Genomic DNA, 15129 nt, shown 5'->3' on the forward strand with positions numbered 1-15129 from the left:
TTCAATCTTTTTTTCGTTTTATGGTAAATGGAAGCAGATAGAATATATGACAATGGTATACAGAATGTTGAATCGTTTGAGAAGGTTAATCGTATTGGGCTTTGGAATATGACATTTTCTCTTTCTCTTTAATAGCGAATAATTTTATTTCAATATTATAAGTGTTACACGTAGAAATGAGTAAGTTCCGTGTTAAAATGTGGGAATTTTTCAAGTCTGAACGTGCAGCTTTAATCTCGGTAAAATTTCTATTTGTTTTATGGACAATATTTAATTTTACAAAAACTTAAAAAAGAATGAAGAAAGCAATTCATATAATAAAGAAGTAAAAAAGTTTTCTCATTTTTAATGTGAGAGGGGGAAGCACAGGGGAAATTCTATGTATTCGTATATTTTCTATTGTATATTCCTGTGCGAAAAGGAAATGAAAATTACGATAATAGGTACCGGATACGTTGGATTGATTACAGGAGTAGGATTGGCAGTATTGGGACATTCGGTTACATGTTTTGATATAAATGATGAGAAAATTGAACGGATAAAACAAGGGGATCTGCCTATTTATGAAGTTGGCTTATATGAATTAATACATGATGCGTGTGAGAATAATCGTTTAACTTTTACAACAAGTAAAGAAGAAGCATTTCATGATGCAGAATTTATATTTATTGCAGTTGGAACGCCATCGTTATTAGATGGGACAGCAGATTTAACATATATTCAAAATGCATGTTTTGATATTGGAACATATGCGACTAAAGACATTATTGTTGTTACAAAAAGTACTGTTCCTGTAGGGACGAATGGTGCTATGAGGGGATGGATTGAGGAGACATTACAAAATAGGCATGAATTACATATTGTATCGAATCCCGAATTTTTACGGGAGGGTTCAGGGATTTACGATTTTTTTCAGGGAGATCGTATTGTAATTGGAGCTGATAATGAGGAAGCGGCGCGAAAAGTTGAGAATTTATATAGTAAATTACATTTGCAAACGTATGTTACAGATATAAAAAGTGCAGAGATGATTAAATACGCATCGAATGCCTTTTTAGCGACAAAAATTAGTTTTATCAATGAAATTTCAAATATATGTGAGAAGGTAGGAGCTAATGTATTAGATGTTGCAAAAGGAATGGGAATGGATAAGAGAATTGGGTCGTCTTTTTTAAATGCGGGCATTGGTTACGGGGGATCGTGTTTTCCGAAAGATACGAAAGCGCTTGTGCAAATTGCAGGGAATGTGGCACATGATTTTCGTTTGTTAAAAGCCGTCATTGAAGTAAATAATAAACAACAGCTATTATTGATTGAGAAAGCGAAGAAAGTAATAAATATGAACAAGAAGCGAATTGCAGTGCTGGGAGCAGCATTTAAACCGAATACAGATGATATCAGAGACGCACCGTCCCTTATTATGATACAAGAATTAATGAATATAGGTGCAGACATAGTGCTATATGACCCGAAGGCGATTCAAAATATGAAAAATATCTTTGGAGAGGCTATACAATATAGCGAATGTATAGATGAATCGATTAGAGGAGCGAGTGCGGCTTTTATCGTGACAGAATGGGAGGCTATCCGAACGTATCCGTTAGGAAAGTACGTACAACTTATGAGAGAACCTATTTTATTTGATGGAAGAAATTGTTATACTAATGAGGATGTTAAGAAACAAGGAATAGATTATTATTCTGTTGGAAGAGAAAGTATTCATAAGAGGGATTTTTCCGTTATTCGTTAAAAAGGTATGTATTCATGTATATTCTTATATGTCATAATAGGATTTGTAACTAGTGAAAGAAAAGAGGCAATGAAATGACTGAACGTTTAAAAGTAATGACAATTTTCGGGACACGTCCAGAAGCAATTAAAATGGCACCTCTTGTATTAGAGTTGCAAAAGCATCCAGAGAAAATTGAATCGATTGTGACTGTAACAGCACAACATCGTCAAATGTTAGACCAAGTATTAAGTATCTTTGGAATTACACCAGATTTCGATTTGAATATTATGAAGGATCGCCAAACTTTAATCGATATTACAACGCGTGGTTTAGAAGGTTTGGATAAAGTAATGAAAGAAGCAAAGCCGGATATCGTACTTGTACATGGTGATACGACGACAACGTTTATCGCAAGCTTAGCTGCTTTCTATAATCAAATTCCAGTAGGTCATGTCGAGGCAGGACTTCGTACATGGGATAAATATTCTCCATACCCAGAAGAGATGAATCGTCAATTAACAGGTGTAATGGCAGATCTTCATTTCTCACCTACAGCAAAATCAGCAACGAACTTACAGAAAGAAAATAAAGATGAATCACGTATTTTCATAACAGGAAATACAGCGATTGACGCACTAAAAACGACTGTAAAAGAAACATATAGTCATCCTGTACTAGAGAAACTTGGAAGTGATCGTCTTGTACTTATGACAGCTCACCGTCGTGAAAACCTAGGAGAGCCAATGCGTAATATGTTCCGTGCAATTAAGCGTCTTGTTGATAAGCATGAAGACGTACAAGTTGTGTATCCGGTTCATATGAACCCTGTTGTTCGTGAAACTGCAAATGATATTTTAGGCGATCATGGCCGCATTCATTTAATTGAGCCGCTAGATGTAATTGATTTCCACAATGTTGCAGCTCGTTCATACTTAATGCTAACTGATTCTGGTGGTGTACAAGAGGAAGCTCCGTCATTAGGTGTACCGGTTCTTGTTCTTCGTGATACAACAGAGCGTCCAGAAGGTATTGAAGCAGGTACGTTGAAATTAGCGGGAACAGACGAAGAGACAATCTTTAGTCTTGCTGATGAGTTGTTATCAGACAAAGAAGCTCATGATAAGATGTCAAAAGCATCTAATCCGTACGGTGATGGCCGTGCATCAGAGCGTATTGTAGAAGCAATCTTAAAACATTTTAATAAATAAAAAACAGCCAAATCGCATGCGATTTGGCTGTTTTATTGCTGATTTCTCATAATCCACTCTGCATGAGCATTCGTAGAAGGAGGGGGATCAGTTGGTGTTTTGTTCTGATTCTGATTCGTTTCTTTCTTTGCTTTCTCGTTAGAGTTCGAATTTGAAGAAGGAGTGGATTCCGTTTTTGTTGTTGAATTTTCTTGCGTGGTTACCTTTTCTCCTAGTTCTTTTTTAATTTCGTTACGTACTGCCTCAACACCGTTTGGATCTGGAAGGAAGTAATAAATACCACCTATTTTTTTGTCTTCTCCTTCAAGTTTGAGTGTTTGTATTGTGGAAGGATCAAACCCAGAAAGTTTCTTGTAAAGAGCAAGGCCATCAGAAATAGGAATGTCAGTTTTTATATATTTTCCAACGACTGCTGTCAAATCTTTAATTTTAAATACGGTAGAGGTGGAATTTAGTTTTTGAGCAACAGCAGCTAGTAATTGTCTTTGTCTAGCAGCCCGGCCATAGTCACCATTCGGATCTTGCTTTCGCATACGAACGTAAGCGAGTGCTTCTTCACCATTTAATTCTTGTTGTCCTTGCTTAAATTCGATTTTTTTGTAGTAATCCACGTCTGAACGCTCCCAAAAATCGAAGGGGACATCAACAGTAACACCGCCAACAGCATCAACAATACCTTTAAAGCCTTGGAAATCAATTTTAAGATAATGGTCGACAGGCACTTTTAGAAAACCTTCGACAGTTTTGATTGCCATTTCTTCTCCGCCGTAAGCATGCGCAGCGTTAATTTTGTCCTCTTTATTCTTTCCGACAATTGGAACGCGACTATCCCGAGGAATACTCATAAGCGAAATCTTTTGCGTTTTCGGATTGACTGTCGCAAACATTAATGAATCTGTACGACCGTTTTGGCCGTCTGTTGCATAATCTTCTATACCCATAATAAGGAGTGTAAAAGGCTCCTTTGTAATTTCTACATCTTCGGTTCTCAAATCCGATTTTTCACGAGTAAAACCACTATACATCCCCATGAGAGAAGAGTAGGAATTTAATATATAAAGTCCTACACTACCAAATAAAAATAAGAAAATAAGGAAGTAGAAAAACTTTCTTCTTCGTTTCTTTTTTATTCTGCTATTTTGGAGATGATAATAACGTTCTTCCATATATAATCTCCTTAGTTCATTTGTAGGAAAGTAATTCACTACATTAATCTTTAAAGGCGATACAGTATTTATTCTTAGATAACATCTTGTTCTAAGTACAACATATCTCCTTCTGTAATTGTACATTTCCCATTTGTTAATTCAATCATCCAATCCGTGAATGGTTGTTTTCCATCTTCTTCTACATACGTATCAAATGTGACATTTTCGAGGTAATGTATATCTTTAATGGCATATTTTGAATTGCGTAATTCATTTTCAATTTTACCAAGTAATGTGTAATCAATTTCGGTCTGCATAACACGCATTAATTTTCGCTCGACAACACCGACATGATTAATGCCTTCGCTTGTACATTTTCCATATGCGCGAATTAATCCACCAGCGCCCAGTTTGATGCCACCAAAATAGCGGGTAACGACAACGACGGTATCTTTTAAACCGCGTTTTTTTAGTACCTCTAACATAGGTACGCCAGCTGTACCGCTAGGTTCACCATCATCATTTGCTTTTTGAATTTGATCTTGTTCGCCAATTAAATAAGCAGAACAATTATGTGTTGCATTCCAGTTTTGTTTTTTGATTTTTTGTATGAATTCTTGAGCCTCTTCTTCGGTTGTAGCACGACTAACATAACAGATGAATCTTGATTTTTGAATAACAATTTCGTGTTCACCGTAGTCTTTTATTGTTAAATATTGTAATAACACTTGTATACGCTCCTATCCATCAAAATGACTAGTACTTTACATTTTAAAAGCGGGCGTTTTTATATTCAAACATTTTTTATAAATAAGCTGAAATTTTTGGTGAGTGTTTTACCTTTTTGTTGTAATTTGTCGAGATGATGAGTATAATTTCAAACCCGCATTTTCATGTATGGATGCACCATTTTTAGTTTTCGTGTAAAATTAGGAAATAAAAACTTTTTTATAAGGCAGGTACGAAAATGAAAACAGCTATTGTTACTGATAGTACAGCATATATACCGAAGCATATTCGTGATGAACTCAATATATATATGATTCCATTAAACGTTGTGTTTGGAACGGAATCTTATCAAGAAGAAGCTGAAATTTCAGCAGATGATTTTTATGTAAAAGTACGTGAGCAAGAAGAACTTCCAAAAACTTCTCAACCAGCAATCGGAAAGTTTGTTGAGCTATATGAAGAATTATCTAAGGATTATGATGCAGTTATTAGCATTCATCTTTCAAGTGGGATTAGTGGTACATATCAAACTTCAACGACAGCTGGTCAAATGGTAGAGGGTATTGATGTATATACGTACGACTCTGAAATTAGTTGTGAAGTACAAGGATTCTACGTGCGTGAAGGTGCAAAGCTAGCAAGTGAAGGGAAGGATCCAAAAGAGATTATCGCCCGTTTTGATGAAATGAAGAAAACGATGGACGCTTATTTTGTAGTAGATGATTTACACCATTTACAACGTGGAGGCCGATTAAATAGTGCGCAAGCTTTCATCGGTAGTCTGTTACAAGTAAAGCCGGTTTTATATTTTAGAGACAAAATCATTATCCCGTTTGAAAAGATTCGTACGCGTAAAAAAGCGTTAAAACGTATCATTGAAATTTTTGATGAGCAAGCAAGTAAAGGTGTACCTATGGAAGCAGTTATCATTCATGCACAACGTGAAGAGGAAGCGAATGAATGGAAGGCAGAATTAGAAGCAAAATATCCTCATGTTACAATCCGTACAGGTTATTTCGGTGCTGTAATTGGAACGCATTTAGGTGAAGGTGCACTAGGTCTTGGATGGTATACGAAGTAATAAAGATATAAAAAGCTCTCTTTCGGAAGAGGGTTTTTTTACGGATATTTTACGTGAAGTTGACAAGTTAATATTTGGAAATGGTAAAATGTACGTAAAATAAAATAATGAGGAAAGTTTTATAACTTACTTTTTACAAGAAACTATATTATAATAGAAGAGAGGTGAAACATATGGAGCATAATTCTTGTTTATGTCCAAAGTTTGAGTCAGCTTTTACTTTGCTTAGTAAGAAGTGGACTGGCTTAATTATTAAATCTTTGCTGGAAGAGTCAAAACGTTTTAGAGAAATCGCAGATATTATACCGAATATGAGCGATCGTATGTTATCAGAGCGTTTAAAGGAATTGGAAAGCGAAGGCATTGTAGTTCGTAATGTTTATCCAGAAGTACCAGTTCGAATCGAGTATGGCTTAACGGACAAGGGAAAAGCGTTAGAAAGTGTTATGGATGAAGTCCAAAATTGGGCTGAGAAATGGATGAAATAACGTTTTGATTTCATCCGTATTAGTATATTTAATAAAACGTAAGGGAAACCTTGCGTTTTTTTCTTTGCTTAAAAAACTTTTAAAACTCTACACATATATACAAAAATATGCATATTTTGCGATAGAGTTACATATAATATTACATTTGTTTTACAAAAGCGTAACATTAGCAAAAAAAATCCCGAATTATGGTATAAATTTTATAGGTTATATACGGAAAAAGAAAAAAGAAAGCGGTGTAAAAAATAAAATGAAAAAGCTAAAAATGGCATCTTGCGCATTAGTGGCAGGGTTAATGTTTTCAGGACTAACACCAAATGTATTTGCAGAAGATAAAATTTCTGACGTGAAATCACAAATTAATACACAAAATGACACTTTACATAAACAACAACAAGAACGTGATGAATTACAAAAACAAATGAATGACTTAAACAAAACAATTCAAGGTTTAGATAAGTCTGTTCAAGAGAATGCTGCAAAGCTTGATGAAACAACGAAAAAAGTTGCGGACACTGAGCAATTAATCGAAAAGAAAAATAAAGATATTGCAGAATTACAAACGAAAATTGCAAAACGTGAAGAGTTATTAAGAAAACGTTTAGTTGCACTTCAAGAGCAACCAAACACAAACGTTGTAACAGAAGTTCTTGTAAACTCTAAAAACGTTGCAGATTTAGTTGATCGTTTAACTTCTGTTTCTAAAATTCTTGAGTCTGACGAAGATATCATGAAAACACAACAAGAAGATCAAGCGAACGTGAAAAAAGATGTTGAAACGGTAAAAACAAAGCAAAAAGAATTAAAAGAAGCACAAGCTCAAATTGAAACTGCTAAAAAAGAACTTGACGCTGAAAAAGCGAAAAAAGCAGCAGCAGTAAACGATTTAAGCGGTAAAATGGATACAGTTGTAACTTCAATGACAAGTACGGAAAGTCAATTGAAAGATCTTGAAAAACAAGCATTACAATTACAACGTATTGCTGAACAAGAAGCGCAAGAAAAAGCTGCACAAGAGGCTGCTGCTCAAAAACAAGCAGAGCAAGCTGCTAAAGATGCGCAAGCTCAACCAGCACAAGCGGCACCAGCAAACAACGGTGGACAAGCTCAAAAAGAAGAACCTAAAAAGGAAGAGCCTAAAAAAGAAGCACCTAAAAAAGAAGATAAAAAACCAGAACCGACACCAGGCCCAGCTCCAGCTCCTGGCGTAATTGGTAAAGCGCAACAATACTTAGGCTTACCATATGTTTGGGGAAGTGCATCTCCATCAAACGGTGGTTTTGACTGTAGTGGATTCATTTCTTACGTATTCGGTGTAGGTCGTCAAGATGTTAATGGTTACTGGAATTCAGTTTCTAAAGTAAGTAGCCCACAGCCAGGGGACTTAGTATTCTTCCAAAATACTTATAAAAATGGTCCATCTCACATTGGTATTTACGTTGGCAATGGCCAAATGATTCATGCTGGTGACAAAGGGATTGCTTACTCTAGCTTAAGCAGTAGCTACAACCAAAAACATTTCTTAGGATACGGTAGATTCTAGGATTTATAATCGAATAAAACATGTGTATAAAGTCGATAGCTTATTATTTTATAAGTAGGTTATCGGCTTTTTTGCGTTTTTACGAGATTATAAGAAAGGTTTATAGTAATGCTGGAGGTGAGTGCTAATGCTTGCTGGAAAACAGTTGCTATTAGAAGAACTCTCTTCAGATTTACGGAGAGAATTAAGTGATTTGAAAAAGAAGGGAGAGGTTGTATGTGTACAAGGTATAACGAAGAAGGCTTCTAAATATATATGTCAGCGCTGCGGAAATATAGAGCAGCGGCTATTTGCATCATTTTTATGTAAAAGGTGCGGTAAAGCATGCGCGTATTGCCGGAAGTGTATCACGATGGGGAGAGTTAGTGAATGTGCTGTACTTGTTCGCGGGATTCATGAAAGAAACGGAGACAGGGAGCTAAATCCATTACAGTGGAATGGGGCTTTATCGATTGGTCAGGAGTTGGCGGCGCAAGGAGTTATAGAAGCGATTAAGCAGAAAGAATCTTTTTTTATTTGGGCTGTGTGCGGGGCTGGAAAAACAGAAATGTTATTTTACGGTATAGAAGAGGCGCTCCAAAAAGGAGAAAGAGTTTGTATCGCAACGCCAAGGACTGACGTTGTACTGGAATTAGCGCCGAGATTACAAGAAGTGTTTCCAAGTATAACTGTAGCTGCTTTATACGGAGGGAGTGTAGATCATAAAAAAGATGCAGCGTTAGTCGTTGCAACGACTCACCAACTGTTACGTTACTATAGAGCGTTTCATGTGATGATTGTAGATGAGATTGATGCCTTCCCGTATCATGCAGATCAAATGTTACAGTATGCAGTTAGGCAAGCAATGAAAGAGAAAGCAGCGCGTATTTATTTAACTGCAACCCCTGATGAAAAATGGAAGCGTAATTTCAGAAAGGGGAAACAAAAAGGTGTTATTGTGTCAGGAAGATACCATCGTCACCCGTTACCAGTTCCTCTATTTAGTTGGTGCGGAAATTGGAAGAAAAGCCTCCATCATAAAAAAATTCCTCGTGTGTTACTACAATGGTTAAAAATGAACTTAAACAAAAAGTATCCTATTTTTTTATTTGTTCCTCATGTGCGATATATAGAAGAAATAAGTCAGTTGTTGAAAGGGTTGGATAATAGAATCGATGGCGTGCATGCAGAAGATTCGATGAGAAAAGAAAAAGTAGCATCTTTCAGAAAGGGAGACATTCCGTTATTAGTTACAACGACAATTTTAGAAAGAGGAGTAACTGTGAAGAACTTACAAGTGGCTGTGTTAGGAGCTGAAGAAGAAATTTTTTCAGAGAGTGCGCTCGTACAAATTGCAGGCCGAGCGGGGCGTAGTTTTGAAGAGCCATATGGTGAGGTTATGTATTTTCATTACGGTAAGACAGAGGCAATGGTACGCGCGAAAAAACATATTCAAAGTATGAACAAAAATGCGAAAGAACAAGGATTGATCGATTAATGCATTGTTTACTTTGTGATGAGTATATGGTGGAAACAGTTAGTTGGTACCCCTTTTTTGTAAAGTCCCCCAAAAAATATGTATGTGATAGATGTGAGCAAAAACTTTCCTATATTATAGGAGGAATTTGCATGGATTGTGGTCGTCCTTTAGATGACTTACCTACTCGATATAAAGAAAATGACATTTGCATGGACTGTGTAAGATGGAGGAATGAGGAAGGATATCGTCCTTTTAAAAATCGTTCGTTGTACGTGTACAATGATGATATGAAAGGTATACTAGCGCAATTTAAGTTTCGAGGTGATGCGGAGTTAGTTCGTATTTTTTATCAATCTTTTCGGGAGTTATTTCAAAAGTATTTTACGGACGTTTCAACCGTTATTGCTGTTCCGCTTAGTAGGGAACGGGAATATGAACGAGGTTTTAATCAAGCAGAGTTATTAGCAGCTTGTTTGCCTGTCAAAAATTTTTATTCATCATTAAGAAGGAAGGAAACAGAAAAGCAAAGTAAGAAGTCGCGTAAAGAAAGGCTTTCGGGAAGTAATCCTTTTTATTTTCAGAGAGAAGAGATGTTTCATGGTCAACATATTTTACTTGTTGATGATGTATATACGACAGGAATTACAGTGAGACAAATTGGAAGTCTTTTCTATGATAAAGGAGCAAGCGAAGTTTCTAGTTTGACGCTCTGTAGAAGTTGATCTGTAACTGTCGAAAGAGATAATAAAAAGACGATAAGTCTTCTTTGACTTCGTAAGTTGTCATTCGTTATAGTGAAATTATGGGGCAAATGCCCTGATTTTTAGAGTGAAGGGAATGGAATGAACATGCAAGGAAGAGTAAAATGGTTCAATGCAGAAAAGGGATTTGGGTTTATTGAGCGTGAAGACGGTGATGATGTGTTTGTTCATTTTTCTGCTATTCAACAAGATGGATATAAGTCATTGGAAGAAGGGCAACAAGTTGAGTTTGATATTGTAGAGGGAGCACGTGGACCGCAAGCAGCTAATGTTGTAAAACTGTAGGTATATTGTTTTTGGGAAGAGAAAGCTGCGCTTGTGGCAACGTTATATATATGGTAGAACCTCTTGTTTTTTTGCAAGGGGTTTTTGTTATAAAATGAGTTGTCAAAAAGTTGTTTCTTTTCTGTAACGAATTGTCCACAGTTATATTCGTTATTCACGATGTTAATAGGATAAAATAAAGATAGAAACGATGCATCTTTTCATTTCAACAAAAAACGATAAAAAAATCGCAATTCCACTAATTTTTTTAAAAAAGTTAGAAGGAGTTTTTAAGCCGGTGTCGAAATTATAGTACATAGGCTTGAAAGGAGGAATTCATCTATGAAATTCAACATTCGTGGTGAAAATATTGAAGTAACTCCAGCATTAAAGGAATATGTAGAGAAAAAACTAAGTAAGTTAGAGCGTTATTTTGATACATTCCCAGAGATTAAAGTTAATTTAAAAGTATACTCTGACAAGCAACGTGTCGAGGTAACAATTCCATTTACTGATTTATTACTTCGTGCAGAAGAAACTAATAGCGATATGTACGCTGCTATCGATTTAGTAGTTGATAAACTTGAGCGACAAATTCGTAAACATAAAACAAAAGTAAATCGTAAGTTACGTGAGAAAGGTTCTATGAAAACGAACTTTATCCTTCCAGAAGCAGTAGCTGTTCTGGATGAGGTAGAAGAGGATGAACTAGAACTTGTACGTACAAAACGATTCGATTTAAAACCGATGGACGTTGAAGAGGCAATCCTACAAATGGATATGCTAGGACATAATTTCTTCGTCTTCACAAATGCTGATACAAATGAAACTAACGTTGTATATGGCCGTAAAGATGGGAAATATGGTTTAATTGAAACTAAATAATAATTCAAAAGCGTAGCCGAAATGGCTGCGCTTTTTTTATATTTTAGTTTTTGTTTTTCGAAAGGTGAGTTACTCTTTATGATTTGGAACAGGCATAGGTAAGTAGTTATCTCTATAAGTAATTTTTTGCTAGGAGTGTATTATTATTTTTGTTAATTTGTCAAAATGTTTACCATTATAAATATAACATTAAGTTTTCTGAATGCTATTGAGAGTACATCGAGAGATTGTTATTGTTATATTGCGTTATAGAGATTTTATTTATTCCCTCGGTGAAAAAATAAGATTAGTATAATGCTACAAATTATCGGAGGTGCTTTTAGTGAGTATTAAGAAAAAAAGTCGTTTTATGCTTGGATCTGTTTTATCTTTAGGTATTTTAGCTAGTACTTTCGTTTTAACCGAACCAGCTAATGCTGATACAAGGGATGATCATGTAGAATTTACCTTTAGACTTTGGAGTGCATATGATTTTACTAACGCACGTCCTAAAGAGACACCTACTTCTATGTATATGCGTGTGAAGAGCAGTGAGAAGGGCGGTGGTTCTTTCAATGTTTGGACAGAAGCGGATAAAAATAAAGGTAAAGGTGATAGAGATTGGGTAAATGTTTCAGGTGAGTCAGGTAAGCATGAAGGAACGGTGCGACCAGGTAAAACGTATCTTTTCCAAAATTACGCATATGAAAACTATGGGAAAAATGTACCTGTGAGATTCGGTGGTTATTCTAGAGAAAATAATGCTTATCCTACTGCTTGGAGTCCTGATAGTGTAAGACCTAGTGGACCTTACACTGAATATTGATTTAGAAATTATAAATTAAAATCATTTATTGTGTAACGTTAGAAAAAGTCGTCTAGTTCGTCATCTGGATTATACGACTTTTTCTACTATTTCATTTTTTGAATAGGAGGTGCTGCAATGAAGCTTATTTCAAAATATATTTTATTCTGTTGTTTTATATTGATTATTTGTTTATTAGCTTCTTGCCATAAGAAAGTAGATGAACCTATTGTAAATATTGAAGATACTTTAACGGAAAAAGATAATTTGAAAAGTATTCAGTTGAAAGAAATTAATAAAAATACTGTTTTTGAACAAGTATTTTTGGAAAATGAAACTGGTGATGATTTCTTTCAAGGGCAAATAGATAGAAATGATATTGCAATAAAAGATAGGCTTTTAGATAAAAATTTAAAGTCAGGAGTTATACCAGAAAATTATTATGTTTTTTTAACGGGTGTTACGAACAAGAAAAAACCAGCGTATCTTTTGGGGCGGATTGAACAAACTGATGGAAAAGTAATACAGTGGAAACAAGAAGTTAAGAGTGTAAAAAGAAAAGGTACAAATGATGTTTATCAGTATGAAGTTGAGTTTCCTAAATTTGAAGGTGAGAGAGTAAATGTTTCTTTTCGTTACATCTGGTTAAATAAAGAAAATAAATGTTATGGTGTTGCGGATCAAATGTTCATGTTAAAAAAGATTTAAATTTCATTAATGGTTTATGGAGGAGCTGTAGATGAGTTACTTTTTAGGAAGGATTTTAAAAGGTAGGATGTTTTGGTTGTCTTTATTTATTATGTTAGTAATTGTCATTGCTCAATATATTGCTATGTTTGTTACAACTAAAGGATTTAACGATGCTGGGATTATAAAGGTATCTCCATATTTATCTAACATTTTACATTTTAATAGATTACCATTTTATAGTGAATTTTATCTACTTATATTTCCTGTGATTTCTGCAATGGCTGTAGCTGGGATTTATAGAATTGATAAAAATTATGGATTTATTTATCCTGTCATTTCTAAGATGGGAACGCGTCATTATTTTAGATTACTTTATTTTATTAATTTTATTGTATCTTTTTTTATTATAAGTGTCCCTTTACTATTTCATTTTTATTTATATGTGATGACTTATCCGACAGTTGCTCCGCATCCGATATTAAATTATATGGCTTCTACTGTTTCGCCAACAGCTCAATTTCATATAGTTTATTATAAGTACCCTACTTTATATTTTCTAATGTATGTATTTTTAAATGGTTTATACGGTGCGGTTTTTTCGAGTTTAGCTTTATCAGTTTCGTTTTTTATAAAACGAGTTTATTTTGTTTATTTAGTTCCATTTATTTTACATATTTTTTGGCTTGGTATTGGAAAGGGAATTCTCAATCCTAAAGATTATTTAATTAAAGATTTTGGGTTTTTTGAATTACAAATTTTTCTTAGTGTACTGTTATGTATTTGGTTTTGTTCTGTAGTTCTTTATTTACGGGGGAGTAGGAAGCATGTTCTTTTATAATGTTATGAAAGAAACTATAAGGATGAAATATGTTTGGTTAAGTATTCTCTTTTTACTTAATGCTAGTATCATTGGTTGCTTGTTCAATTATTTTGAATCTGGAATTGTAAAAGAGAAAATGAACGAATTGGAAACCCTGTATAAGGTTATGTCGTTTTATAATTTGTCGACCATATTTATTCCTTTAACAATCGTTTTTTCTGTATATTCTATGTCGAGTTTTTTTAGTATTTATGTAGTTTACCGAGTGAATAATGCATGGAAATTAGTTTCTATATATTATTTGAAACTATTCGTTTTCGTTTGTTTTTTCGCTGGGAGTATGATTTTACAGTTATTTTTGATGTCAAATATGATGGCTGTAAATAGTATTTCTGTGAATTATCCATTATTATTTTGCATTCAATTATTTGCGACTATTTTTATATGTATGATAAGTGCTTTGTTGCAATTATTTTTACCTAGTTTACTTGTAATAATATGTATGATTACTGCCGTTTTATTAGATAGATTTATATTACATGGATTTTTATTTACAAATGCTTTTTATATAAATGTGTTTGAAGATGCTACTGGTTTACTTATACGCTTATTTGGATGTTTTTTTATCTTTTTTATAAGTGTATGGATTTTATCTAAAAAAAGTTATATTGCTATGAATGATGAGACAGAGGTGATCTAGTTTACATTATGATTTTATATCATTTGTTAAAAAGAGATTTACATGTAAGGTTTAGAGATTCCGTCAAGATAATGGCTTTTTTATTCTTAATTTACGCTATGATTGTAGTTACCTTTTTATACAATCAGCCTCTGAGTAATGGTAAAGAACCTGTATTAGTAGATGTTACCTTTTATCGATTTTTTCATGGAGTAGACTTTGTGGATTTATCTTATTTTTATAAGGAGGGGCGATTTTCTATCCCGTTTTATTGGATATTTTTTCAAATTACTCCTTTGTTGCTAGTAGGGAAGTTTGCTTTTTCAGATATTCAGCAGAATGGTGTTTATTTATTTCCTCGTGTTAAGAAGAAGCATTTTCTTTGGTTAACGAAAATACTATCTTTGTTTTTTTACATAATTAGTATTTGGATTGTTATGTATTTGATTTGGTTTACTGTTTATTATTTGCTTACTTTTGGCGGGCATTCTTTTTCAAATGTATATAGTCAATTTTCTTATAAGATAGTAGGTACTATGCTAATTCAAATTATTATAAGCTTTTTATTAGCTTTGATTTTTGAGTTTTTAACATTTTATATACCAATAACTATTGTTTTTGTACTAATGTTGTTATACCTATTTTTGTCTATTTTCTTTCATAGTATTTATTTTTTAGGCTCTTTTGTTATGCCAAATCGTTGGTATTTTGTTGATCACAGCTCAATTCAATTGACTTTAGGTAATAATCAATCTATTCAATGGCATGAGTTACTTTTAATCGGAGTAGTAATTGTTGTTGTAATGATTTTGTTAGGTAGTTTTTGTTTAAAAAAACTAGATGTGATAGGTGAATAAT

At 34.0% G+C, this 15129-nt stretch carries 16 protein-coding genes; 14 read left to right on the top strand and 2 right to left on the bottom strand.

What is annotated here, in order from left to right:
• Positions 1-379: 379 nt before the first annotated feature.
• Positions 380-1750, top strand: a complete 1371-nt coding sequence (locus QCI47_RS01495) for a UDP-glucose dehydrogenase family protein (protein WP_000287649.1) — start codon at positions 380-382, stop codon at positions 1748-1750.
• A gap of 74 nt (positions 1751-1824) precedes the next feature.
• On the top strand, positions 1825-2940 hold the full coding sequence (wecB, locus tag QCI47_RS01500; protein ID WP_000140134.1) for a non-hydrolyzing UDP-N-acetylglucosamine 2-epimerase: 1116 nt from the start codon (positions 1825-1827) through the stop codon (positions 2938-2940).
• 32 nt (positions 2941-2972) lie between these two features.
• On the opposite strand, the gene QCI47_RS01505 is transcribed toward wecB, so the two are convergent.
• Both QCI47_RS01505 and QCI47_RS01510 read right to left on the bottom strand, forming a co-directional pair.
• On the bottom strand, positions 2973-4106 hold the full coding sequence (locus QCI47_RS01505; RefSeq protein ID WP_000392770.1) for an LCP family protein: 1134 nt from the start codon (positions 4104-4106) through the stop codon (positions 2973-2975).
• A 74-nt stretch (positions 4107-4180) separates the two neighbouring features.
• On the bottom strand, positions 4181-4816 hold the full coding sequence (locus tag QCI47_RS01510; RefSeq protein ID WP_000926683.1) for a YigZ family protein: 636 nt from the start codon (positions 4814-4816) through the stop codon (positions 4181-4183).
• Positions 4817-5055: 239 nt separating this feature from the next.
• Here QCI47_RS01510 and QCI47_RS01515 point away from each other — a divergent pair, with 239 nt between their 5' ends.
• The 12 genes from QCI47_RS01515 to QCI47_RS01570 all read left to right on the top strand — a co-directional run bounded on the left by QCI47_RS01515 (position 5056) and on the right by QCI47_RS01570 (position 15128).
• Positions 5056-5898 (top strand): DegV family protein, encoded by an 843-nt coding sequence (locus tag QCI47_RS01515; protein ID WP_000844764.1) that lies wholly within the window; start codon positions 5056-5058, stop codon positions 5896-5898.
• A 173-nt stretch (positions 5899-6071) separates the two neighbouring features.
• Positions 6072-6386 carry a winged helix-turn-helix transcriptional regulator gene (locus QCI47_RS01520; protein WP_000400857.1) on the top strand — a complete coding sequence of 105 codons (315 nt, stop codon included), beginning with the start codon at positions 6072-6074 and terminating at the stop codon, positions 6384-6386.
• Positions 6387-6636: 250 nt separating this feature from the next.
• Positions 6637-7929: a C40 family peptidase gene (locus tag QCI47_RS01525; RefSeq protein WP_073530401.1), complete on the top strand. Its 1293-nt coding sequence runs from the start codon at positions 6637-6639 to the stop codon at positions 7927-7929.
• A gap of 127 nt (positions 7930-8056) precedes the next feature.
• Positions 8057-9406 (top strand): ATP-dependent helicase ComFA, encoded by a 1350-nt coding sequence (comFA, locus tag QCI47_RS01530; RefSeq protein WP_071742114.1) that lies wholly within the window; start codon positions 8057-8059, stop codon positions 9404-9406.
• Positions 9406-10110 carry a ComF family protein gene (locus QCI47_RS01535; protein ID WP_309422827.1) on the top strand — a complete coding sequence of 235 codons (705 nt, stop codon included), beginning with the start codon at positions 9406-9408 and terminating at the stop codon, positions 10108-10110. The genes comFA and QCI47_RS01535 overlap by 1 nt, the downstream gene beginning before the upstream one ends.
• A gap of 126 nt (positions 10111-10236) precedes the next feature.
• Complete coding sequence (gene cspC, locus QCI47_RS01540) at positions 10237-10434, top strand: cold shock protein CspC (RefSeq protein ID WP_001162041.1); 198 nt, start codon at positions 10237-10239, stop codon at positions 10432-10434.
• A 321-nt stretch (positions 10435-10755) separates the two neighbouring features.
• Positions 10756-11298, top strand: coding sequence for a ribosome hibernation-promoting factor, HPF/YfiA family (gene hpf / locus QCI47_RS01545; RefSeq protein WP_000671190.1), 543 nt, complete (start codon positions 10756-10758; stop codon positions 11296-11298).
• A gap of 322 nt (positions 11299-11620) precedes the next feature.
• On the top strand, positions 11621-12103 hold the full coding sequence (locus tag QCI47_RS01550; RefSeq protein WP_016718925.1) for a hypothetical protein: 483 nt from the start codon (positions 11621-11623) through the stop codon (positions 12101-12103).
• Positions 12104-12220: 117 nt separating this feature from the next.
• Positions 12221-12790, top strand: coding sequence for a hypothetical protein (locus QCI47_RS01555; protein WP_309422828.1), 570 nt, complete (start codon positions 12221-12223; stop codon positions 12788-12790).
• A 31-nt stretch (positions 12791-12821) separates the two neighbouring features.
• Positions 12822-13610, top strand: a complete 789-nt coding sequence (locus QCI47_RS01560) for a hypothetical protein (RefSeq protein ID WP_309422829.1) — start codon at positions 12822-12824, stop codon at positions 13608-13610.
• Positions 13597-14292, top strand: coding sequence for a hypothetical protein (locus QCI47_RS01565; protein ID WP_309422830.1), 696 nt, complete (start codon positions 13597-13599; stop codon positions 14290-14292). The genes QCI47_RS01560 and QCI47_RS01565 overlap by 14 nt, the downstream gene beginning before the upstream one ends.
• A gap of 71 nt (positions 14293-14363) precedes the next feature.
• The gene (locus tag QCI47_RS01570; RefSeq protein ID WP_033678593.1) at positions 14364-15128 is read left to right on the top strand and encodes a hypothetical protein; all 765 of its coding nucleotides are present in this window, start codon (positions 14364-14366) and stop codon (positions 15126-15128) included.
• The last annotated feature ends 1 nt before the right edge of the window (position 15129 follow it).

Origin of the sequence: Bacillus cereus group sp. RP29 (assembly GCF_040459765.1) — a bacterium.
Lineage (GTDB): Bacteria > Bacillota > Bacilli > Bacillales > Bacillaceae_G > Bacillus_A > Bacillus_A paranthracis.